This is a genomic window from Vibrio sp. RE88, assembly GCF_013113835.1.
Classification (GTDB): Bacteria; Pseudomonadota; Gammaproteobacteria; order Enterobacterales; family Vibrionaceae; genus Vibrio.
In genome coordinates, this window is sequence record NZ_VTYQ01000005.1 from 244261 (window position 1) to 264910 (window position 20650).

The window sequence follows — 20650 nt, forward strand, 5'->3', positions numbered from 1 at the left end:
ATCAAAAAGTAAGGAAAATATAACAATGCAACTAAACAAAGTTCTTAAAGGGCTATTGATTGCGCTACCAGTTCTAGCTGTTACAGCATGTAGTTCAAGCGATGATGCAGCTAACGCTTCTGGTTCTGAAACTAACCAATCAACGTCTGGCTCTGCTAACGGTGTTGATACAACTGTAGTTTCACCAATCGGTGAGAACGGCCAACTTTCTGAGCAAGAGCTTAAAGAGCAGGCACTTCGTGAGTCTCAAACAATCTACTTCGCGTTTGACAACGCAACCATCGCTGGTGACTACGAAGAAATGCTAGCTGCACACGCGGCTTACCTAAGCAAAAACCCTGCACTAAAAGTGACTATCGAAGGTCACGCTGATGAGCGTGGTACTCCTGAGTACAACATCGCACTAGGCGAGCGTCGTGCAACGGCAGTTGCTAAGTACCTACAAGCACTAGGTGTTCAAGCAGACCAAATCTCAATCGTGAGCTACGGTGAAGAGAAGCCTCTTCTACTAGGTCAGTCTGAAGATGTGTACGCTAAGAACCGTCGTGCGGTTCTAGTATACTAATCAAGGAAAGACCTTATGTTCAGTAACCTTAAGCGCGTAGTTACGCTTACGTTACTGGCAAGTGCAGCGAACAATGCGTTCGCTGCACCAGCTCCAGTATCTGATCTTGGTGGTAGCAATTCAGCACCATCGTCTTCTGCCGTACCGGCAAATGAAACCGAAGTTCAACGTCTAGAACGCTTGTTGGAAAACCGCAATCGCGTTCAGCTGCAAATGCAACAACAGCTTGATGAAATGGCGTTGGAAATTAGTGACCTTCGCGGTCAGCTAGAAAAGAATAATTACGACATGCAGCAGATGCTGCAGCGTCAGCGCGAATTGTTTATCGAGCTTGATAAGCTTCGCGGCCAGATCAACAGCGCACCAGCAGTCGATACTGCAGCTAAAGATGATCAAGCTAAGCCTGTTGGTAAATTCAGCACCAATGTGGATGAGCAGACTGCGTATCAGAATGCCGTTGATCTTATCCTTAAGAAACGTGATTACACGGGTGCTATTGCTGCCTTCCAGCAATTTCAGAAAGACTTCCCTGATTCAACGTTTGCGCCAAACGCCCATTACTGGCTAGGGCAGCTTTATTTTGCTAAGAAGCAGGATAAAGAAGCAGTTAAGAGCTTTGCCTCGGTTGTGTCTTATAAAGACTCGAATAAGCGCGCAGATGCTCTGGTGAAACTTGGTGACCTTTCGCAGCGTAACAACAATGCAGCGCAAGCGAAAAAGTACTATCAACAGGTACTTGATGAGTACCCAGATAGTGCCTCTGCAAAACTTGCGGCAGAACGTATCAAGTAGATAAACAAAGGAGCGCAGTGTCGCTCCTTTTTAGTGCCCGCTGCACAGACACCCATTCACTATTTACTCAACAAGTAATTCTTGCGGAAACTGGCATCTTGATCTGGGTTAAGGTTACAATACCCGGATTACTGGAAGTTGCGTAGAGCAAGAGCAATGAGCCACATTTTAGATACAATCGAAACTGTTTACCCATTCCCCCCAAAACCAACACCGCTGACCGATGACCAAAAGCAAGCGCACATTAAAAACATTAAAGAGCTGCTTAAAGAGAAAGACGCGGTACTGATCGCCCACTACTACACAGACCCTGAAATTCAAGCGCTTGCTGAAGAGACCGGTGGATTTGTTGGTGATTCGCTAGAGATGGCCAAGTTTGGTAACCGCCACCCTGCGAGTACATTGATCATTGGTGGCGTTCGTTTTATGGGCGAATCTGCAAAAATTCTGACACCTGAAAAACGCATCTTGATGCCAACGCTAGAGGCGGAGTGTTCATTAGACTTAGGTTGCCCAGCGGACAAATTCACAGAATTCTGTGATGCGCACCCTGATCACACTGTCGTGGTTTATGCGAATACCTCAGCCGCGGTGAAAGCTCGTGCTGACTGGGTGGTGACGTCAAGTATTGCCTTGGAGATCGTTGAGCATTTAGACGCTGAAGACAAACCTATTATCTGGGGGCCTGACCGTCATTTAGGTTCTTACATCGCCAATCAAACCGGTGCTGATATGCTGTTGTGGCAAGGCGAATGTGTCGTACACGATGAGTTCTCGGCTGACGCGTTACGTAAGATGAAAGGTCTCTACCCTGAAGCGGCTATTTTGGTACACCCTGAATCGCCAGCGAGTGTAGTCGAGTTGGCGGATGCAGTCGGCTCAACCAGCCAACTGATCAAAGCTGCTAAAGAGCTACCTCAGCAAAAGATGATCGTTGCGACTGATAAAGGTATCTTCTTCAAGATGCAGCAACTGGTGCCTGAAAAAGAACTGATTGAAGCACCTACTGCTGGTGCAGGTGCCACTTGTCGTAGCTGTGCACATTGTCCTTGGATGGCAATGAACGGCCTGAAAGCAATCGAAGAAGCGCTGCGTGATGGTGGAGAGCAACACGAAATTTTCGTTGATGATGCATTACGTGTGAAATCACTTATTCCGCTAAATCGTATGCTTGATTTTGCAGAGCAGCTGAACATGCAGGTTAAAGGTAACGCGTAAACCCGTACGTTAAGATCCCAAAAGCCAGCTTAATTAAGCTGGCTTTTTTGTCTCTAATTATTCATGGCTCAGTTAAACAACCAGTAGCTCACTGGGTTATCTGGACATTGGTATGGCCCGCACTCAACAAACGTCGATAGCATATTGAGAGCGACTACCGATATCGCAAGCAGACACACCCAACGACCGATCTTACTCATTTCGAAAGGTTCCGTATTCCAAGCCTCGTTCCACAGCATAAGCAGTATCGCGACAGCCAAAACAGTTGCTGAGAACAAGACGAACGCCCAAGTGTAGTAATGCATACCAAAGATAGCGCTGCCATACCCTGGAGTACCAGGGATAACGTGCAATGAGACTTGGCGCAGTGCGGTCGCTGCCCCAAACAGTGCCCCTATCAACACGACACCATAATGTCGTTGTTGTGGACCGTATTTTACGTTGAGTAGAAAGCCAAACATCACCATGACAAAACCAATGCGCTGAAGTAGGCAAAGGGGGCATGGCAGCTCGTTGAGCGAGAATTGGAGGACAAAGCCAATTAGTAAGACTAATGTCATGCCAAAAAGGCCGAGCGTATTAAGTATATTGATTTGATTTCGGTTCATCGTGCTCTCTCCTTACAACAAAATTGAAAGAGCGTCGTTAGCATGGTGGTTAAACCAATACAAACCAAGCACTACCGATGTGGCAAACAGAATGTAGCCAAGTGACTTTTTGCCGCAGAATGCAAAAAGCATCGCAGCAAAAAGCACTAAAAAGATGAAAGACATCATGTGAAAACCCTTACTTTCTTATCTTGATTAAAGCGAGTTTAGTACTCGTCTACCCCTAACATAGACCCAGCCGATGTGAGATTCGATAGATAAACGCAAAACCTAAGATTGCAGAAAGCGAGTTTCGATGGGTAAGTTACTCTTTCGAATAGTCTTACGCCTATTTTGCTTGCTGTAACCATATAGAAGTGACAGAGGAGCAACAGTTTAAGACAGGGAATTGGCTCATCGGTCCTAAGTGAGTTAGTCTTGTCAGAATATTGATAGTAATCAGTCGAGTAACAGGAAATATGTCGGTTTGGTTTGTTTTCAAAAAATGGTTGAAGTCACGATTGTTCCAGTTGAGTAATCGCAATCTGATCATTTTGCTGCTGGCGTATGTGGCTTTGTCTTGGGGGATGTTGGTAGTTAGTGGTGAAGCGGCGCTGACTGAAGATATCTCCACTTTTGTCTATTACCTCATGGTCACGGCATCAACAGTTGGGTACGGCGATCTGTCCCCGACAACGGCAGCAGGGAAGTGGGTGGTGATTTTATTCGTCATACCTGGCGGATTAACCTTGTTTGCCGCTCTAGTCGGCAGGTTAGCTTCAGCATCAGTCGATTATTGGCGCGCAGGAATATTAGGAAAACGGAGAGTTGGTGTGGAAAATCATATTCTGCTTTTAGGTTGGAACGGTCAGCGTACCATGCATTTAATTCGTATGCTGCAGCATGAAGAAGAAGGGAAGCGGCCTATCGTTTTGTGCAGTCGCTCTGACATCGAAAACCCTTTACCCGGAGAGATCGGCTTTGTAAAGGTGACAAGCTACACCGACGAGCAGGAGATGGAAAAGGCCGCGATCACACAGGCCAGTTGCATCGTGGTCGATAACTTGGAAGACGATGTTACGTTATCCGCGGCTTTGTATTCCGCCAATGTGAATCCTGATGCCCACTTATTGGCGTACTTTAGGGATGAAGCGTTAAGCCAACTGCTCAATCAACATTGCCCGAATGCCGAGTGTATTCCTGCTGTTGGAGCCGAAATGCTTGCCAAAGCTGCGGTGGACCCTGGCTCTAGTGCTCTTCATCAGGAGCTGCTCGCTTCCACTAGAGGGATGACTCAGTACTCAACCACCTACCCTGAAAGCGCGTCTGCGACAGATGTTCAGTCTATCTTTGTTTACATTAAACGCGCTTACCAAGCGACACTTATCGCGATTGATACCGGAAAAGGGATCGAACTCAACCCGGATTTAGAAACGGTTATTCCTGCTGGAACTAAGTTGTTTTATATAGCTGATGAGAGGATAGAGCTGATTGATTGGGAAGGTATGCGGATCTAGCTAATTGTTCTTTTAGTTATATTTTCTCAATTCTTTAAGAGTTGATTTTCCCAAGATCAAGACGTCCCTTTATGCTTGCGTATATTTCTTACTTTATCTGTTGATTTTATAAAATTAATGATTATTGTGTTGCTGAGTATTTGCACTATCAATAATAAAGGAAGAAATATATGCAAAAAACGTTAGTGGCTTTTGCTGTGAGTATGATGATGCCTATGGCTTCTAGTGCTCAAGAGTCAATGACCTCTCTGAATGAGATTAATACTAGGATTATCAATGGTTCAGTGGCTGGAAAGTCAGACTGGCCATTTATGACAGCTCTTATTAAAAACACATCAAGCAATGCGTATAGCGGCCAGTTTTGTGGCGGCAGTTTTATTGGCGGGAAGTATGTATTAACTGCGGCACACTGTGTGGACGATAAAGCGGCGAGTGAAATTGATGTTTCGATTGGTATTCATGATCTAAACAATGAAGCGACAGAAGGTCAGCGTGTAGCAGTACGTGCTCATTACATACATCAAGATTACAACGCATCAACTGCAGTGAATGATATCGCTATTCTAGAGTTGGTAAACGATGTTACGGCGACTCAAGTAGCACTTGCAACTGAAACAGAAGTGAACAATTTGTCTGTAGGCCAAAGCTTGACTGTCATGGGATGGGGTAACCAAAGTACTACAGGTAAAGTGTACCCAACAGAACTGTATCAGGTTGATCTACCTTATGTTGATAGAGGCACTTGCCAAAACTTAGGTGGCAATTACGCTACTGTAGGAACAGATGCTATTTGTGCGGGTTATCAAGCCGGTGGAAAAGACTCTTGCCAGGGGGATAGTGGTGGGCCATTAGTTGTCAATGACGGCGGTACCTATAAACAAGTGGGTGTCGTAAGTTGGGGGGATGGTTGCGCTCAAGCTAACGCTTATGGTGTTTATTCAAACGTTGGATATTTTGATACCAATGGCTGGATCAACAAGAAAACTGCAAACGTCAGCTACACCCAAGACATTTTACTGAGCTCTAAAAGTGGCGAATACTCCTATAGTCTACCAATCCGAAACTACGGAGCAGAATCCTTTGATGTGACGAACATTACCACTCCGTCAGGCGTCACTTTAGTTTCAAATAATTGCTCGTCAACTCTAAACCAAGGTGATTCTTGTTCTATAGACATTAAAGTAGATGCTTCTACCGTTTACGCGTCATCAAACCGTGCCACGATGAAGGTCGCTACCGACCATAGTGTGGCTGGCGAATTGGATATGCATATCGTATATAGCTATGGAAACACTGTTGCAAATGATAGTGGTGGAAGCGGTGGTTCAACGTCTTACGGCCTAATGCTATTAGCTCTATTGGGCTTTGTGAGCAGAATGAAAGAGAGAAAAAATGTTTAAGTGGTGTGCTAACCTAATGTTGGTTCTTTCAGGGCTAAGTCTGGCTGCGTGTAACTCAACGTCTAGTAACGTGAATCAAACTAATCTTGTAGTGCCTCTTGAAAACCATAAGGTTAGCGAAGGGCGAATATCTTTTAAGGCAGTGTCCACAGGATGCAGCTCGAATGAAGACTTTGTAATTCGTGTTGATAGTGAGGACGCAGAGAAAGCCGGGGTATCGATAGTTCGAATCAAGAAAGACCTTTGTAAACGAATGCCTGCTTATGAAGAGTTTGAGCTACCTTTATTGGAGTCAATAAAGGATAAGCGTATTACGGTCAGTAACCCGAAGGGTGAGGCTATTCGAAAGTGAGTAAGTAAAAAGCCGGCTATAAAGCCGGCTTTGTTTTTACTCCGCTTCCACCAACATGGAGCCGCGCATTGCTAGGCCACATAACATAGTTGGGATCGCGTTAAATATCTCTTCAAACTGCTCTAGGCCTTCAATGCCTTGCTCAGCCAGTGTAGCGATTGAAGTTTCTGGATCGTAAAGCATGCTAAGAGAAAGCAGCACTCCGCCAAGAAGGGCGCTGTCTTCGCTATCTTCTGGCATGATGGTTTCCCAGTCATCTCGGGCTAGCTGCCAGCCTTGCAAAACACCTTCACAGAAATCACGTGCTGCCTGATTAACGATATCCGCTTCATCCAGTGAACACTCGCTTGGCCATACCCACTGGTTTTCTAGTAAAGCAGGGCGGTATTCGTTCCACATTGCAATAATCAGTTCAATGTAGGTTTCTAGCTGCTCACCATCAGAAAAAGGCGCAACTTCTTCTCCACCCCATAGAAAAGGAAGCCATTCTTGAGGCGGCAATACATTGGGCGCAGCAGCCATAGCTGTAACGAATCCTTGGGTTTTTGGTTCGTTGATCAGTCGGTTTTCCAGTTCTGGCTGAGAAAGGATTTCTTGTAGTGTCAAAATGAATACCAAAAGGGTTTAATGAAATTGAGCTAATACTAACAGCCAAAACGAGACATAAAAAGGTGGCAGCTTTGTTATCTTCGCTATAATTGGAGTTAAACGGACAAAATTCAAAGGCTTATGGAAATTCGTTCCTCCCTCAAAAGAAAGAGCTTTTTGGCGCTCGCCATGTATATGGCGTTAGTGATTGCGATCATTGGTACCGTAAGCTATTTGGTGGTAGAGCCACCGATTCGGGATCAGTTAGAGAAGAATTTAGACCTAAGAACGCAGATCATCGCCGCTGAGATCAAAGAGCCTTTGAACAGTTCGCTGGGCATACTGCAGAGTGTGGTCAGTATCGGTAATACTGATGAATCACAGAGCCATCAGGCAGAGATGCTATTTGAGTTATTCTCGGTAATCGATGGTGTGGCGGTCAGTGGCGGTTTGTGGCCGATTCCTTATTCAATCGAAAAAGGCAGGGCATATAAGAGCCTGTTTTTCAATCGAGCCAGTGATGGGCAGGTAGATCAAGTCTTCTCTTGGGATAACCCAGAATCCGGTGGCTATGACAAAGAATCTTGGTATACCTCGGTCGTCGGTAAGCCTATGGGCACCGTGTCCTGGTCACAGGTGTATATCGATCCTTTTACCCATGTCCAGATGATCACCGCTTCTTCTCCTTATTACGTCGACAATGTTTTCGCTGGTGTAGCAACGGTAGACATATCACTGGAAAGTCTGGTCGCCTTTGTACGCAAGCATGCTGAAGAGTATGAATTAGGCGTGGTGCTAAAAGACTCTTATGGAGATGTGATTACTGAACACAACTTTCAGGTAGTGGAAGGTATTTACATCAGTAGTACCGATTTCGGTGACTTTAAATGGTACATCGATGTTGTGAATGCGAACCGCTTAGTGGCAGAGCAAGTCTATGATTTAGTTTCTAAAGTTGAAGCGGGCATCATACCGATTATGCTTGTTTGCGTGATGATGGGGTATTTCCTGATCAATCGCTTCCTGATTTCACCCATAGTGATTATTGCCCAGAAGGTGGATGACTCTATAGAAGGAGGCATTATCGATTTACGCTACAACAGCCAAGATGAGATTAAGCACCTGATCGACACCTTTAACCAAAAAACCGTATTTCTAGAAGCCGAAAAACAGAAAGCTCAGGCATCAACTAAAGCAAAAAGTGCCTTCTTAGCCACCTTATCACACGAAATCAGGACGCCGATGAATGGCGTACTAGGTACTGCTCAGATATTACTTAAAACAGACTTGAGTGAAGAACAGCAAAAGCACATGAAAACGCTCTATGAGTCTGGCGATCATATGATGACGTTGCTGAATGAAATTCTCGACTTTTCCAAAATTGAGCAAGGCCATTTGGAACTCGAAAACAACCCTTTCCCACTAGAGGCCATTATAGGCAGTATTAACAGTGTCTACTTTACGTTGTGCTCTGAAAAAGGATTGCAGTTCAAAGTTTACTCCGAAGTGCCACATGATCGCTGGTATATGTCGGACAAGGCGCGCTTACGTCAGATACTGTTCAACCTGCTTAACAATGCGGTCAAGTTCACCTCACGCGGATATGTTGAGGTGTATTTCAAGGAAGTAGAGAAGCAGGGGCAAAACTACTTAGAAATCAAAGTTCGAGATACGGGGATAGGAATTGCAAAAGAAGCGCAGCAAAAGATATTCAAACCGTTCGAACAAGCTGAGTCTTCCACGACTCGCAGATTTGGTGGCACAGGTTTAGGTTTGGCGATCGTCAAGCAACTATGTGGCCTAATGAACGGTAGCGTGACATTGACCAGTGAACTCGGTATAGGCACCAGTTTTGATGCTCTGGTTGCTATGGACCGCTGCGAACCGCGAAACCATGATGCTAAAGAACACCGCAAGTTGAACTACAACGGTCTGACGGCGCTGATCGTTGAAGATAACCGAACCAATGCCATCATCATTAATACTTTCATGAGTAACAAAGGGTTTGAGTGTGAAGTGGTAGAAAATGGCGAGTTGGCAATCCATGCCATAGTAAATAATGAATATGACCTTATCCTGATGGATAATCACATGCCAGTGATGGATGGTGTGGAAGCCACTTCCGCGATCCGTTCACTCCCTAGCTCTAAATCGAAAATCCTAATATTAGGGTGTACGGCTGACGTATTTAAAGAAACCCGAGAGCGTATGCTTGGAGTCGGGGTTGATTACATCGTCTCGAAGCCTATTGATGAAAATGAACTTGACGATGCACTCTATCGTTATTCTGAACGTCTCTATCAATATAAACCCACACTATTAAAAAACTCGCAAGCCGACGATGAAGAGACAGAATCATTGTTGCTGACGTTCTATATGGCTTTAGAGAATGGCGGCCTAGAAGAAGCACAAGAGAATTTCCAAGCCTTGAAAGCGGCAACAACAGGCATTGAAGATAACCACTTAGAAGAAACCCTGAAAGCGATACAGATGAAACTTACACTAGGGGAGGTTCCTTCCCAGTCAGATTTGGACGTATTAACGGTTCTGCTAAAAGACTTCTGTAAGTAAATTACTTAATTTTGATTGATTTGTGAGCGAATTTAAGATTTGTAGCGAATTACTCTAACTTTTTTACTGAGTTTGGTGGTTTATTTACCACCTTTGTTTTTATTTAAAATCTAAAACTATATAAATCATGAAATAATAGACTTATATGCTGGTAATTTAAATTTCATCCAGTTTATATCACTATCTTTGTTGTTTTAATTTGGATTTATATACTGAGGTTTTAGATGAAGCCGCGTGGGCCGTTTTGTATTCGTAATGCCGCAGCAGACACTTTTGCTATGGTGGTATTCTGCTTTATTTCTGGGATGATCATAGAAATCTTTATTTCCGGGATGACGTTCGAACAATCTTTGGCTTCACGAACCCTTTCTATTCCCGTGAATATTGCGATTGCTTGGCCATATGGCATGTTCCGAGATTTCATGCTCAGGCAAGGTGAGCGAGTCTCATCCACAAGTATGATGAAGAATATGTCTGACTTGCTTGCTTATGTACTGTTTCAATCGCCAGTGTATGCTGCGATCTTGTTTGCGGTTGGCGCATCAAGTGATCAAATCCTAACGGCGGTAACCTCAAATGCAGTGATCTCATGTGGAATGGGTGTCTTGTATGGGTACTTTCTCGATATGTGCCGCAAGTGGTTTAGAGTACCGGGTTACTATCAGCAAGCCTGATTTTGCAGGAAATCTGGTCGAATTAGCCATTAAGTAATCAAACGATCAATGAGTGACGTTTTTTTTCCTCAATAGGCTTGACCTAACCTAATAGAATCATTAAATTAGCGCCTCGTTGGTGAGCAAAACCAACCACAATTTGATTCGGTGAGTTGTCCGAGTGGCTGAAGGAGCACGCCTGGAAAGTGTGTATACGGCAACGTATCGAGAGTTCGAATCTCTCACTCACCGCCACATTAAAAAAACCGCTACTTAGTAGCGGTTTTTTGCTATCTAGAACCTATTACTTTCTGCCTCAACACTCCCCAACCACTAACTCGGTATACCCTGTTGTTTCATCCTGTTCTCTTGAAAAGTTTAGATTCGGGTACTTGTGAAGGACCAGTTCGGCGGTGGTGTCTATGAGGCTGTTTTCGAGAAGGTGGCCACCAATGACTTTCCCTTCCCTATCTGCAACGGAAATGTGAATGTGTTGGTGGCTTGGGGTCAGTGTTCCCATCACGGAAACAATTTCAAAAGGTTGAGTTAGTGTGATGGATTGTTCAGCGCCAGCGAGGCGAATGCTGATTTGTTCCAAACACCCTACACAAGATGCAATAGACCCTGCCTGAATATCATATTGTGCCACCAATGACTGGATTTGCTTTTTTAAGTCTTGGCCTTTGGTGAGTCGAACGGCGATTGGCTGAATCATAGTGTGCTCTCGGTGATAAAGTGTTGTGCTTAATGCAAAAAGGAGCAAATTAATTGCTCCTTTACGTTGTTGTATGCGTTGCAGAAGCTTAATGCGCTCTAGCTACTGTGCCTTGTGAGCTGATGGTGATCGTCTCGGTCGATAGAGGCACGAAAGCAGACTGCCCCTTCGTCAGGACTAGGATGTCGTCACAAGCTTGCAGTGTCACGTCCTCATCCACAGCGAAGATTATCTCAGCGCGGGTTAGTTTGAGCTGTTTGCTTTCTGGCTGCTTGAGAACAGAAAACTTAAAGTCTTCAACAGGCACTGGGAAGTTGAGCTCACCATCGTTAGCGACAGGTTGCGTTAGGATTTTGTCTTTATCCAGTGCTTCAAATTTGCAGCTGCTCACCAATTCCTCAACATCCATGTATTTTGGTGTTAGGCCTGCGCGCAACACGTTATCCGAGTTGGCCATGATCTCTAGGCCAGTGCCTTTGATGTAGGCGTGAGGGGTGCCCGCGTCTAAGAACATCGCTTCGCCTGATTGAAGCTCAAGCACATTAAGCATTAGGGGGGCGAGGAGACCGACATCGTTAGGGTACTGGGTGTTTAATTCCACAACCAGGGCTGCTAATGAATCTTCGCTGTTATTGGCCCAGCTTAGCAGTGCATCTAAGGCATCGGCCTTTTTGTCGCCATCCAGTTCTAACATGGCTTTGAAGAATGCCTGCAGACCTTCTGACGTAAGATTTTCGCGAAAAGCGTCAATATCCTGCTGCAGAGTATGAGCATTGAGCTGATCAAACAGCACAATCATCTCTTCAAAGTCGCGGAAACCGTTCATGGCCATATAAGGTGTCAGAGCGTAAACCAGTTCAGGTTTGTGATTAGGATCTTTGTAGTTACGGTTAGAAGCATTACGCTCAATGCCCGCTTCATCCTCTCTGGCAAACCCTTCTTCTGCTTGTGCTTTGGACGGATGAACCTGAATGGAGAGTGCATGCGCGGCGGCCAGTACTTTGAAAAGAAACGGTAGTTCACCGAATCGCTGCTGAGTTTCTGCGCCAATGGTTTGCTCTGGGTTCTGGTTGATAAAATCAGACAGCAGGACGGTCTCATTCTCTACCTGAATTTTTGAACATCCATTCGGGTGGGCACCCATCCAGATTTCAGCCTGAGGCTGTTGCTCTGGGTTGGCAATACCAAATAGCGTGTTAATCGAATCTCGGCTACCCCAAGGGTAGTTTTGAATGACGTTTTCCAGAAGGAAAAATGGAGCAGAGTTAGACATTCTTATACCTTACAAAACAAATGCAGCTAGCAAAAATCCCAAACAAATAGGCCTAAACAAACGTAGTTTACAAACTTGCCAATATCATGAGCAAGATAAAAGAGATAAGAGTGTGACTGTGTCATGATGAGGTGAAACTTTCAGGTGTTTATTAAGAGGAAAACTATGCTAGTTGGGCTAGATATTGGTGGTACGAAAATAGAAGGTGTGGGTCTTGGTAAGGAGAGCTATGCAACCCTAGTCAAACATCGTGAACCGACCAATACAGAAAGCTATCAGGGTTTTCTGGAATCGGTATTAGCCGTGATAAAAGAGGTAGAGAAGCACGGCGAAATCCATTCTATCGGCATCGGATGTTGTGGTTCGGTAGGCAATGATGGCTTGATGCAGGGGGCCAATGTCACCGTGCTCAATGGTCAGGACTTTATTGGCGATTTAAACCGCTACATTGATGTTCCTGTTGCTTTAGCCAACGATGCTGATTGCCTTGCTTTGTCAGAGTTCAAAGATGGGGCTGCGAAAGATGCACAGCATTCGTGTGTTGCTATCATTATTGGCACGGGCTGCGGCTCAGGTGTGGTCATCAATAACGGTTTAGTGACAGGTTTAAACAAGCTGGGTGGAGAGCTGGGGCACAATCCTTTGCCGGGATACGATAAGGACAAAGATGGTCAGTCTGTTGAGTGTTATTGCGGGTCGTTGAACTGTTCTGAGTCATTTGTTTCTGGTACCGGATTTGGTCGCTCGTTCTCAGAAAAATACTATTCAGCGGATTCCAAACAAATCATGTCGTTATGTGCCGAGGGCGATTTAGATGCGCAACAGCATTTTGATCTCTATTGTGATCAACTGGCGCGCGTGTGTGCGTCCATCGTCAATTTTGTCGATCCAGAAGTGATAGTGCTTGGTGGAGGCATGTCGAATGTGGAAGCGATTTACCCGCTGGTGAACGATAAGTTGAACTTATACACCTTTAACAAATCTGCAAAAACGCGCATTGTGAAGAATGTCCATGGTGACTCGTCCGGCGTGCGCGGCGCGGCGTTTTTGCATTCACTTAGCTAATTCACCAATCATTTAATCGAATAGCTTTTTACATTTGGGTTGATCTCTTTTGGCTCGGCTTGAGTTTGGCTGTTGAGAGGCGCCCATTTTAACGCGCCATTGGTTTCAAAATCGTTGGCTTCGGTACAAATCATATAGTGTTCGCCAACTTGAAGTATTGCGCCCAGAGAATAGCCCTGATCTTGGTAGTAACACACTCGCTTGGCGGCGTCGCTACCATCAATGGCAATGACGGCTTTACCGGGCGTCGTAATAACGTTCGCTGAAGCGGATGCCGATGCCAGTACCAGCAAAGCGTATAGATTGATGCGCATAAACTCTCCTTAGATTAACCATAGGCTATAGGCGACCAGTTCTGAATCGCAATTAAATCGCTACCTATAAAATATTCGATTGCGTTTGTTTCACTTCAGTCTCCATATTTGCGCTGATAACGAGGTAACATACTTTCGTTCCCCAGCAAGCCGCCTTGATGCACATAAATGATCGTTTTTTTTGGGTTTTCTGCAGACCAAGATTGCAAACATTGCCACATCATTGGGTCATAAAGCAGGTCAAACTCAACATCCGTTTGTTCCAGAAGTTTACGCCAGATTTCATAATCTTGACGATAAAGTTTGCCAAAATGGTGCTTGTTCTCAAGCTCAAGTACCTGAGGGAAGTCGGTTTCACCGAGCTGTTTAAATTGCGCTATTAAGTAGCCTTTGCCGCCGACACAAGGGCAGGTCAGCACTTTGATGCCATGAACTTTTAGAAAGCGATGCAAGTACAATGCTGTTGTGCCAGTACCTGATGGTAGTGCGACGACAAACTCTTTACCTGTTTCGTATCGAGTCCAAGACAGTATTTCACGGCCAAGTTGCTCAATCCCCAATTGGGCATCGGTGGAGCGACCACCTTCTTCGACGATTAGGCAGGTGGAATCCGGCTGACGGACAGTTTTAATGAATTCAGCAGGATGGAGCTTGAGCTCATTGACGGGGATGATGCTGGCACCAAGGTCGAGCGCACCTCGATAGTTACCTATCGGCCTTTCCACTAACCATTGGGGAATGTGGTCAACATAAAACTCCAGAGACCAACCTTTGATAGCGCATAGGGCCGCCAATGAGTACAGTGAGTTCGCTTGAGCACTGCCATAGCTAATCAGTGTGGTGATGTCTGGATAGTTTCCCTCTAACAGTGTCATGAACTTGCGAGCTTTATTGCCACTAAAGTGGCTATGCAGTTGATCATCCCGTTTGAGGTAAAACGTGGTTCCATCAAATTGGTGCTGTGTTATCGGTGTATCGCAAAGTTTCATCTGGGTCGTTAAGAGGTAAAATGAATGCTCATCTTACCTGATTTCACTTTAAAAGCATGAATATGGATCAAAATAGGATGCGCGCGCTACAGCCTCGGCTAGGGTGATTTTCCAGCTCAAATGACCAGTTATAGCGCTGGCTTAAATCATCGACGATCAGAAGTCCTAGCCCGTGTCCATCAGCATCGGGCGTTTCACCTAATCCCGGGCCGTCGTCGACAATCACCAACTGCTGCTCGGACACGTCTATGGTAATTTCTCCCTCTGCGGTCGCTGCAATCGCATTGCGGATTAAATTGCCCAGAATCATATTCATGACCGCAGGAGTAGCCCTTACGGTAGGCAGCCCTGAAATCGTGAGTTGGATAGCGATGCTTTTCTCAGTCGCTTGAACGGAATTGGCATCGACAATCGATTGAAGTTCGGCTTCTTCGATGTCTCGTAGAGGTGCGTCATCGACATTTCGCTCGTAGCGAACGATGGAGAGCAAGGCATCGACCATAGTTGTCATTTGTGTCGTCGCATCTTCTATCCGACTGATTTGCCGTTCCTGAAATTCGGAGTGCTCCGAACGAGACAGCAGCTTGTTGGCGCCTTTCACGACGGTAAGTGGCGTGCGCAGCTCATGGCTGGCGTAGCGTGCAAAGGCTTGTTCACGTTTGAGTGCAAGGTTAAGGTCTTGCCGGTATTGGTTGAGTTGTTCGGTTAATGCTTGAAATTCGTCGGCGGCACCTTCACGAATCGCAAAGGGTTGTGTGGCGCTACCCGAGTGGCTTTCCAGCTGTTTAGCGATTTCATTGACGGGTTCAATCAAGCGTGTCGAGAGACGGTATAACAAGGTACCAAACATAAACATCAACACTGAAACAAAGCTGATGACAATCACACCAGAATAGATAAACTCATCGGTATCGAATTCAACCTGATCGATCAGAGACAACAGAACGACGACTTTCTTTTCACCTTGATCTGTGTAGTAGCCCTTGTAAACCATGTGGCCGTTGGGAGACAACGTGGAGCCAACCTCTCCAAGATAAGTGTCGTAAGTATCCGTATACTTTCGATAAAAATCAGGCACTAACGATAAGTCGTTATAGGCTCGGGTAAGGGCATCAATCTGAATTTCTCCATCTTCACCGGCTATAAAACGCGCGACAGCTTCATCTCGGTCAATCAGAATCCTCCGCTCACCCACTCGATCTTCTGACCATTGGAGTGATAGGGTAAAAATGAAGAAAATGACGACGCCAATGATGCAGGAAATCGTCGTGAAAAACAGCGCCAATCGACCAGTCAGCGAACGTGTACTAGAGAGAACTCGGTTCACGTTAGACGTCCTCTAAACGAAAGCCAATTTTGGGTAAGGTGGTCAACATGGGGTGAGCAAATGGTTTGTCGAGCTGGTTACGTAACTGATAGATATGACTTCGCAGGACGTCATTGTTGGGTTCTTTTTCTTGCCAAAGCTTTTCAGAAATCTCTTGGCGAGTAAGAATCTCTGGCGCTTTATGACATAGTGCCTCAAGGATGGTGTAGGTGGTCGGATTGAGTGCGAGTAACTTGCCTTCTCGAAACGCTTGACGCGTTTTTTGATCGATTTTCAGGCTGCCAAAACTCAATACGGTGTTGGCGACCTGTCCCCGATAGCGCTTTACCAACGCATGCATACGGGCTTCAAGAATCTCCAAATCAAAAGGTTTGGTGAGGTAATCATCGGCACCGTGCTCAAACCCCTTGAGCATGTCTTCTCGATTATCCAGAGCAGTAAGCATCAAAATGGGAGTATTGTTGCCTGCTTCGCGGAGTTTATTGCATACCGTTAAGCCGTCCATTCTCGGTAGCATCAAGTCTAATAAAATCAGGTCAAAGTTCTCGCTGAGTGCAAGTTGTAAACCCAGCTCGCCATTGTCTGCGTAGTCAAGCTCCATCCCCATACTTTCGAAGTAATCAAACAGAATACCGGCTACTTCCCGGTTGTCTTCGACCAATAAAATTTTGTTCATGTAACGGCTCTCTATTTCTGTGGCCTTATGACAGCAAAACCTGCGTGGAAAAAACGTGAACAACATCGTTTTCACGTTGCGATTGATAATCTGCCAAAAAGTCGCAGAGGCTGGGTGGAACAGCGAGTTAGGATTCCATCTCAGTCTCTTTTAGATAATCAATACGTATAGTGAAGCATCTCATGGTACGTATGCAACTATAGTGAGTCTTGCTATGGGGCTAGTCAATTCGGTACCAAACAGACTAAAAGCAGTGACATTATCGGTCATTGTTCCTTACTACAACGAAGCAGAGGTTTTACCTGAGCTGCACCAGCGGTTAACTGAGGTGCTGAGCGCTTTGCCAGATTCGAGCGAAATCATCTATGTGGACGATGGCAGCAGCGACGACAGCTTACAGTTGGTCGAATCCTTTACCGCTGAAAGTTGTACGATTCGCAGTATTGGGCTGAGCCGCAACTTTGGCAAAGAGGCAGCCATGAGCGCTGGGCTGGAGCATTCTCGTGGGCTGGCGGTGATACTTATTGATGCTGATCTGCAAGACCCGCCCGAGTTGATTCCTCAAATGCTAGCCAAGTGGCGCGAGGGCTATGACGTGGTCAATATGCAGCGTACGGAAAGACAAGGGGAAACTTGGTTTAAACGAGCCTCTGCTGCCGCGTTCTATCGTTTGCTCAATACACTCGTCAAATCGGACATTCCAGAAAATGTGGGTGATTTTAGGTTGTTAAGTCGTGAAGTGGTGGATCACATAAACCAACTGCCTGAGCGCAATCGTTATATGAAGGGTATCTTCGTTTGGCCGGGATTTAAACAAACGACGTTGCCTTTTCAACGTGATGCGCGTTTCTGTGGCGAGACCAAATGGAATTACCTCAAGCTGATCGGGCTGGCGGTGGACGGCATCACTTCGTTTTCTATTAAACCACTGCGCTTGGCCACCTTGCTTGGCGTTCTGATTGCTGGAAGTGCTTTTGGGTACGGTGCTTTTATCGTGTTTAAAACTCTGCTTTTTGGTGAAGCAGTCACAGGTTACCCGTCAATGATGGTGGTCCAACTCGCTTTGGGAGGGATTCAACTGCTCTGCATTGGTGTGCTTGGGGAGTATATCGGCCGCATTTTTATTGAATCCAAAGGGCGACCGCTTTATTTGGTTCAATCCGTCAATGAGAAACCAGCAACCACTCAATATCAACAATTGGAGAAACGCGCGTGAGTTTTAACCGAGTCCACCTATGGGCGCTGCTTGGCGTTGCATTACTTATTCGCTTGTTGAGTTTAGGTGCTTACCCGCTGATGGATACGACAGAGGCTCGCTACGGTGAAATGGCGCGTCTGATGATTGAAACCAATAACTGGGTCACTCCGCAGTTTGACTATGGCGTGCCTTTTTGGGGTAAGCCGCCCTTATTCACTTGGTTAAGTGCTGGTGGTATCGAATTGTTTGGTATTAATGAGTTTGCGGTGCGTGCTCCCCATTGGTTAGCTGGAGTCATAGTCATCGCTTTGATGGCGTACTTTGCAAATCGACAAGGCTTTAGTGGGCTGATCACAGCGCTGGTTTTAGCCACGTGCGGTATTTTTTCCATTGCGGCAGGCGCGGTGATGACGGATATGGCGCTGACGTTAGGGCTGTCGCTCGCGATGATAGGTTTTTACTTGTGCTGGCAAGGCTCTAAGCCTTGGGGGTATTTCGGCTTTGTTGGCTTGGCGATTGGCTTACTGGCAAAGGGACCACTGGTTATTGTCTTGATGGGCTTAGCGGTTGTGCCATGGTTGGTGATTCAACATGGTTTGCTGGGTGCATTCAAAGTGCTTTGGCAACGCTTTCCAGTTTTGGGAGGCAGTCTACTTATGCTGATTATCGCTCTGCCATGGTATTTCGCCGCTGAAGCGGCAACCCCAGGTTTTCTAGATTACTTTATTGTTGGCGAACACTTTAACCGTTTTCTGGTGAGTGGCTGGCAGGGCGATCTCTACGGCACAGCGCACGATGAACCGAGAGGAACCATCTGGCTGTTCTGGCTCTATTCAGCAGCGCCATGGTCGATAGTATTGCCCGTCGTTTTTTGGCTAAAACGCAAACAGTTGGGGCGAGACATCGCACTCAAAGATGGCATCTTTAGTTTTCTCGTGTGCTGGATGCTCGCTCCTATGCTGCTATTTACCTTTTCAGGCAACATTCTTCCTGCTTACGTGTTACCGGGTGTTCCCGCGATTGGAATGCTTATGGCGATACTGCTCTCGGATGTGCAAGAGGATAAGAAGTGGTTCAAAGTAACGGCAGGTATTTTGCCGTGCTTGTTAATTGCCGCTGTTATCTACATTCAGCTAGGAGTAGGGGATCGTAAAAGTGACAAGGTTATTTTCCGTAATGCTGATCCTCAGGTAGTAACGTATTACGTAGGGAACCGCCCGTTCTCAGGTCAGTTCTACAGCCATGGTCAGGCCAAGCAGCTCACAGACAGTTCTGTTCTGAATCGATTGGATAAGGTTCAGTTGATTGGTGAGAAGAGTCAGGTGGAGCAACTGGTCAAAGAGAAGAAGATGAGTTGCGCGATTGATTTTGTCGCCGAGAGCAAACGTGCATTATATCGATGTGATCGAAACTCATGATCAACAAATTATGGCGTTTTGCCCTAGTCGGGGGCGTTGGCTTTATCGCTGATGCCTCTCTTTTTGCCTTACTGTTTTATGCTATTGGGTTGCCGATATTGGACTCGCGTATTGTGGCTTTTCTCTTTGCGGCAACGGTAACTTGGTTAGGCAATCGTGTTTTTACCTTTGAGAGTCGAAATCCATCTGGGAAATTCTCGCAGTGGGTAAAATTTATGGGGTGTGCCATGTTTTCCGCTTTGCCCAATTTCGGAGTATTCAAACTCACCAGTTATTACTGGGGAAGTGAAGGCGTGTTGGCGATGTTCGCACTGGCTTTGGGTGTGCTTGCTGGAATGTTGAGTAATTTTTTGCTGAGTCATTGGTGGGTATTTCGTACTCAACGTCACTTACAAACTGAGCGGTAGTAGCAAATAAAAAAAGCCCAGAGCAAACTGGCTCTGGGCTGATACAAAACATAGGAGTTAATAAGAAAAAGCAGCGTAAATTAGTAGTGTCAGTCAAGAAAACAAGTTTTACGGCCTGTAAACTTAAGAAGGCTCTGCTAACTACACTTATTCAGACTTTCTTTATTCAATTCAGTTCCATTCACAGTGAAAATTTTTTTAATTTTTTCTTCAGAGGCTTACAACACATAACTTGCAATCTGGTCGGACCAATCTTCAAAAATGTGATGTTAAAAACTTGTTGGTTAATTGTTTCGGTTGTATATTTCAAACAGTTGTTTAATACGAGTGATTGAAATGTCGATGAGAAATACGACCAAAGAGAAAATCCTAGATGTTGCGGAAGCTCTGTTTGCTGAACATGGTTTCAATGACACGTCATTGCGCACGATTACCAGCAAAGCGGGTGTCAACCTGGCTTCTGTGAACTATCACTTTGGCGACAAGAAAACTCTGGTTAGAGCGGTTTTAAACCGTTATCTGGAAGCTTTCATGCCAGCGGTTCAAGATGCGTTGATCAATCTTAATCTTAATGAAAGCTACGAAATGGCGGATGTGTTTGAATCGCTAAGAGGGCCACTGCGTGCACTCAACGATGTAAGACCGAATGGAACCAGCCGTTTTATGTTGTTGATTGGTCGTGGCTATACCGATGTGCAAGGCCACTTACGTTGGTTCATCACCACTCGCTATCAGGATGCGTTATCTCTGTTTACTCAGTCAGTGATGAAAGCGAATCCTAAGCTGTCTCAGGAAGAATTATTTTGGCGACTTCATTTCACGCTGGGTACGTGTGTATTCACTATGGCTTCAAGCCAAGCGTTAATAGAAATCGCAGAAAATGCATACGGAAAGCAGATGGACGCGAAATCTGTTGTCGATCAGCTTATTCCATACTTAGCCGCAGGCGTAGCGGCTGAGTAACACAAAAATCGAAACATAAAACAAATATAAATTGGACCACCAACTGTGAACAAAAGGATCTG

22 protein-coding genes and 1 tRNA gene are annotated in these 20650 nt (G+C 45.6%); 14 read left to right on the plus strand and 9 right to left on the minus strand.

All coding sequences use genetic code 11. The features are described 5' to 3' along the window. Positions 1–25 precede the first annotated feature (25 nt). The 3 genes from pal (at position 26) to nadA (ending at position 2575) form a co-directional block, all read left to right on the plus strand. On the plus strand, positions 26–565 hold the full coding sequence (pal, locus tag F0265_RS13670; protein ID WP_006962841.1) for a peptidoglycan-associated lipoprotein Pal: 540 nt from the start codon (positions 26–28) through the stop codon (positions 563–565). A 15-nt stretch (positions 566–580) separates the two neighbouring features. Beyond that, on the plus strand, positions 581–1357 hold the full coding sequence (gene ybgF / locus F0265_RS13675; RefSeq protein WP_171749294.1) for a tol-pal system protein YbgF: 777 nt from the start codon (positions 581–583) through the stop codon (positions 1355–1357). A gap of 156 nt (positions 1358–1513) precedes the next feature. Continuing rightward, positions 1514–2575, plus strand: a complete 1062-nt coding sequence (gene nadA / locus F0265_RS13680) for a quinolinate synthase NadA (protein ID WP_171749295.1) — start codon at positions 1514–1516, stop codon at positions 2573–2575. 68 nt (positions 2576–2643) lie between these two features. Here the strand turns inward: nadA and F0265_RS13685 are convergent, their stop codons facing one another. Together F0265_RS13685 and F0265_RS13690 are read right to left on the minus strand one after the other, a co-directional pair. Next, positions 2644–3183 carry a disulfide bond formation protein B gene (locus F0265_RS13685; RefSeq protein ID WP_171749296.1) on the minus strand — a complete coding sequence of 180 codons (540 nt, stop codon included), beginning with the start codon at positions 3181–3183 and terminating at the stop codon, positions 2644–2646. Between the two features lie 12 nt (positions 3184–3195). After that, positions 3196–3351: a DUF5993 family protein gene (locus F0265_RS13690; RefSeq protein WP_045984937.1), complete on the minus strand. Its 156-nt coding sequence runs from the start codon at positions 3349–3351 to the stop codon at positions 3196–3198. 290 nt (positions 3352–3641) lie between these two features. On the opposite strand from F0265_RS13690, the gene F0265_RS13695 reads away from it, so the two are divergent. From F0265_RS13695 to F0265_RS13705, 3 genes are all read left to right on the plus strand, one after another. Continuing rightward, on the plus strand, positions 3642–4679 hold the full coding sequence (locus F0265_RS13695) for a potassium channel family protein (protein ID WP_171749297.1): 1038 nt from the start codon (positions 3642–3644) through the stop codon (positions 4677–4679). Positions 4680–4849: 170 nt separating this feature from the next. Continuing rightward, positions 4850–6079 carry a serine protease gene (locus tag F0265_RS13700; RefSeq protein WP_171749298.1) on the plus strand — a complete coding sequence of 410 codons (1230 nt, stop codon included), beginning with the start codon at positions 4850–4852 and terminating at the stop codon, positions 6077–6079. Beyond that, positions 6072–6431, plus strand: a complete 360-nt coding sequence (locus F0265_RS13705) for a hypothetical protein (protein WP_171749299.1) — start codon at positions 6072–6074, stop codon at positions 6429–6431. The genes F0265_RS13700 and F0265_RS13705 overlap by 8 nt, the downstream gene beginning before the upstream one ends. Positions 6432–6467: 36 nt before the next feature. Here F0265_RS13705 and F0265_RS13710 read toward each other — a convergent pair whose 3' ends face one another. Continuing rightward, entirely contained in the window at positions 6468–7037 is a 570-nt protein-coding gene (locus F0265_RS13710; protein ID WP_171749300.1) for a UPF0149 family protein, read from the minus strand. A 123-nt stretch (positions 7038–7160) separates the two neighbouring features. Here F0265_RS13710 and F0265_RS13715 point away from each other — a divergent pair, with 123 nt between their 5' ends. The 3 genes from F0265_RS13715 (at position 7161) to F0265_RS13725 (ending at position 10498) form a co-directional block, all read left to right on the plus strand. Beyond that, positions 7161–9590, plus strand: coding sequence for a hybrid sensor histidine kinase/response regulator (locus tag F0265_RS13715; protein WP_171749301.1), 2430 nt, complete (start codon positions 7161–7163; stop codon positions 9588–9590). Between the two features lie 224 nt (positions 9591–9814). Continuing rightward, positions 9815–10264 carry an L-alanine exporter AlaE gene (locus F0265_RS13720; protein ID WP_006962833.1) on the plus strand — a complete coding sequence of 150 codons (450 nt, stop codon included), beginning with the start codon at positions 9815–9817 and terminating at the stop codon, positions 10262–10264. A 146-nt stretch (positions 10265–10410) separates the two neighbouring features. Beyond that, positions 10411–10498, plus strand: a tRNA-Ser gene (locus F0265_RS13725). A 61-nt stretch (positions 10499–10559) separates the two neighbouring features. On the opposite strand, the gene F0265_RS13730 is transcribed toward F0265_RS13725, so the two are convergent. Further along, on the minus strand, positions 10560–10958 hold the full coding sequence (locus F0265_RS13730) for a DUF296 domain-containing protein (RefSeq protein WP_171749302.1): 399 nt from the start codon (positions 10956–10958) through the stop codon (positions 10560–10562). 88 nt (positions 10959–11046) lie between these two features. Continuing rightward, positions 11047–12231, minus strand: a complete 1185-nt coding sequence (gene manA / locus F0265_RS13735; protein ID WP_171749303.1) for a mannose-6-phosphate isomerase, class I — start codon at positions 12229–12231, stop codon at positions 11047–11049. 165 nt (positions 12232–12396) lie between these two features. Here manA and F0265_RS13740 point away from each other — a divergent pair, with 165 nt between their 5' ends. Then, positions 12397–13296 carry an ROK family protein gene (locus tag F0265_RS13740; protein ID WP_171749304.1) on the plus strand — a complete coding sequence of 300 codons (900 nt, stop codon included), beginning with the start codon at positions 12397–12399 and terminating at the stop codon, positions 13294–13296. 8 nt (positions 13297–13304) lie between these two features. Here the strand turns inward: F0265_RS13740 and F0265_RS13745 are convergent, their stop codons facing one another. The 4 genes from F0265_RS13745 to F0265_RS13760 form a co-directional block, all read right to left on the minus strand. After that, on the minus strand, positions 13305–13610 hold the full coding sequence (locus tag F0265_RS13745) for a DUF1496 domain-containing protein (protein WP_171749305.1): 306 nt from the start codon (positions 13608–13610) through the stop codon (positions 13305–13307). 95 nt (positions 13611–13705) lie between these two features. After that, positions 13706–14599, minus strand: a complete 894-nt coding sequence (locus tag F0265_RS13750; RefSeq protein ID WP_171749306.1) for a 1-aminocyclopropane-1-carboxylate deaminase/D-cysteine desulfhydrase — start codon at positions 14597–14599, stop codon at positions 13706–13708. A 67-nt stretch (positions 14600–14666) separates the two neighbouring features. Then, entirely contained in the window at positions 14667–15926 is a 1260-nt protein-coding gene (locus F0265_RS13755) for a histidine kinase dimerization/phospho-acceptor domain-containing protein (protein WP_171749307.1), read from the minus strand. A 1-nt stretch (position 15927) separates the two neighbouring features. Next, positions 15928–16602, minus strand: coding sequence for a response regulator transcription factor (locus tag F0265_RS13760; protein WP_171749308.1), 675 nt, complete (start codon positions 16600–16602; stop codon positions 15928–15930). A 214-nt stretch (positions 16603–16816) separates the two neighbouring features. Here F0265_RS13760 and F0265_RS13765 point away from each other — a divergent pair, with 214 nt between their 5' ends. The 4 genes from F0265_RS13765 (at position 16817) to F0265_RS13780 (ending at position 20588) form a co-directional block, all read left to right on the plus strand. Next, on the plus strand, positions 16817–17818 hold the full coding sequence (locus F0265_RS13765) for a glycosyltransferase family 2 protein (protein ID WP_171749309.1): 1002 nt from the start codon (positions 16817–16819) through the stop codon (positions 17816–17818). Then, entirely contained in the window at positions 17815–19218 is a 1404-nt protein-coding gene (locus tag F0265_RS13770; protein ID WP_171749310.1) for a phospholipid carrier-dependent glycosyltransferase, read from the plus strand. The genes F0265_RS13765 and F0265_RS13770 overlap by 4 nt, the downstream gene beginning before the upstream one ends. Continuing rightward, a complete protein-coding gene (locus F0265_RS13775) occupies positions 19215–19625 on the plus strand; it encodes a GtrA family protein (RefSeq protein ID WP_038510567.1) in 411 nt (136 codons plus the stop codon). Before F0265_RS13770 ends, F0265_RS13775 begins: the two co-directional genes overlap by 4 nt. A 336-nt stretch (positions 19626–19961) precedes the next feature. Further along, positions 19962–20588, plus strand: coding sequence for a TetR/AcrR family transcriptional regulator (locus tag F0265_RS13780; protein WP_031342166.1), 627 nt, complete (start codon positions 19962–19964; stop codon positions 20586–20588). The last annotated feature ends 62 nt before the right edge of the window (positions 20589–20650 follow it).

Coding starts and splice junctions, on each gene's coding strand:
- pal (WP_006962841.1), top strand. CDS start 26: ATGCAACTAAACAAAGTTCTTAAAGGGCTATTGATTGCGCTACCAGTT.
- ybgF (WP_171749294.1), top strand. CDS start 581: ATGTTCAGTAACCTTAAGCGCGTAGTTACGCTTACGTTACTGGCAAGT.
- nadA (WP_171749295.1), top strand. CDS start 1,514: ATGAGCCACATTTTAGATACAATCGAAACTGTTTACCCATTCCCCCCA.
- F0265_RS13685 (WP_171749296.1), bottom strand. CDS start 3,183: ATGAACCGAAATCAAATCAATATACTTAATACGCTCGGCCTTTTTGGC.
- F0265_RS13690 (WP_045984937.1), bottom strand. CDS start 3,351: ATGATGTCTTTCATCTTTTTAGTGCTTTTTGCTGCGATGCTTTTTGCA.
- F0265_RS13695 (WP_171749297.1), top strand. CDS start 3,642: ATGTCGGTTTGGTTTGTTTTCAAAAAATGGTTGAAGTCACGATTGTTC.
- F0265_RS13700 (WP_171749298.1), top strand. CDS start 4,850: ATGCAAAAAACGTTAGTGGCTTTTGCTGTGAGTATGATGATGCCTATG.
- F0265_RS13705 (WP_171749299.1), top strand. CDS start 6,072: ATGTTTAAGTGGTGTGCTAACCTAATGTTGGTTCTTTCAGGGCTAAGT.
- F0265_RS13715 (WP_171749301.1), top strand. CDS start 7,161: ATGGAAATTCGTTCCTCCCTCAAAAGAAAGAGCTTTTTGGCGCTCGCC.
- F0265_RS13720 (WP_006962833.1), top strand. CDS start 9,815: ATGAAGCCGCGTGGGCCGTTTTGTATTCGTAATGCCGCAGCAGACACT.
- F0265_RS13730 (WP_171749302.1), bottom strand. CDS start 10,958: ATGATTCAGCCAATCGCCGTTCGACTCACCAAAGGCCAAGACTTAAAA.
- manA (WP_171749303.1), bottom strand. CDS start 12,231: ATGTCTAACTCTGCTCCATTTTTCCTTCTGGAAAACGTCATTCAAAAC.
- F0265_RS13740 (WP_171749304.1), top strand. CDS start 12,397: ATGCTAGTTGGGCTAGATATTGGTGGTACGAAAATAGAAGGTGTGGGT.
- F0265_RS13745 (WP_171749305.1), bottom strand. CDS start 13,610: ATGCGCATCAATCTATACGCTTTGCTGGTACTGGCATCGGCATCCGCT.
- F0265_RS13750 (WP_171749306.1), bottom strand. CDS start 14,599: ATGAAACTTTGCGATACACCGATAACACAGCACCAATTTGATGGAACC.
- F0265_RS13760 (WP_171749308.1), bottom strand. CDS start 16,602: ATGAACAAAATTTTATTGGTCGAAGACAACCGGGAAGTAGCCGGTATT.
- F0265_RS13765 (WP_171749309.1), top strand. CDS start 16,817: ATGGGGCTAGTCAATTCGGTACCAAACAGACTAAAAGCAGTGACATTA.
- F0265_RS13775 (WP_038510567.1), top strand. CDS start 19,215: ATGATCAACAAATTATGGCGTTTTGCCCTAGTCGGGGGCGTTGGCTTT.
- F0265_RS13780 (WP_031342166.1), top strand. CDS start 19,962: ATGTCGATGAGAAATACGACCAAAGAGAAAATCCTAGATGTTGCGGAA.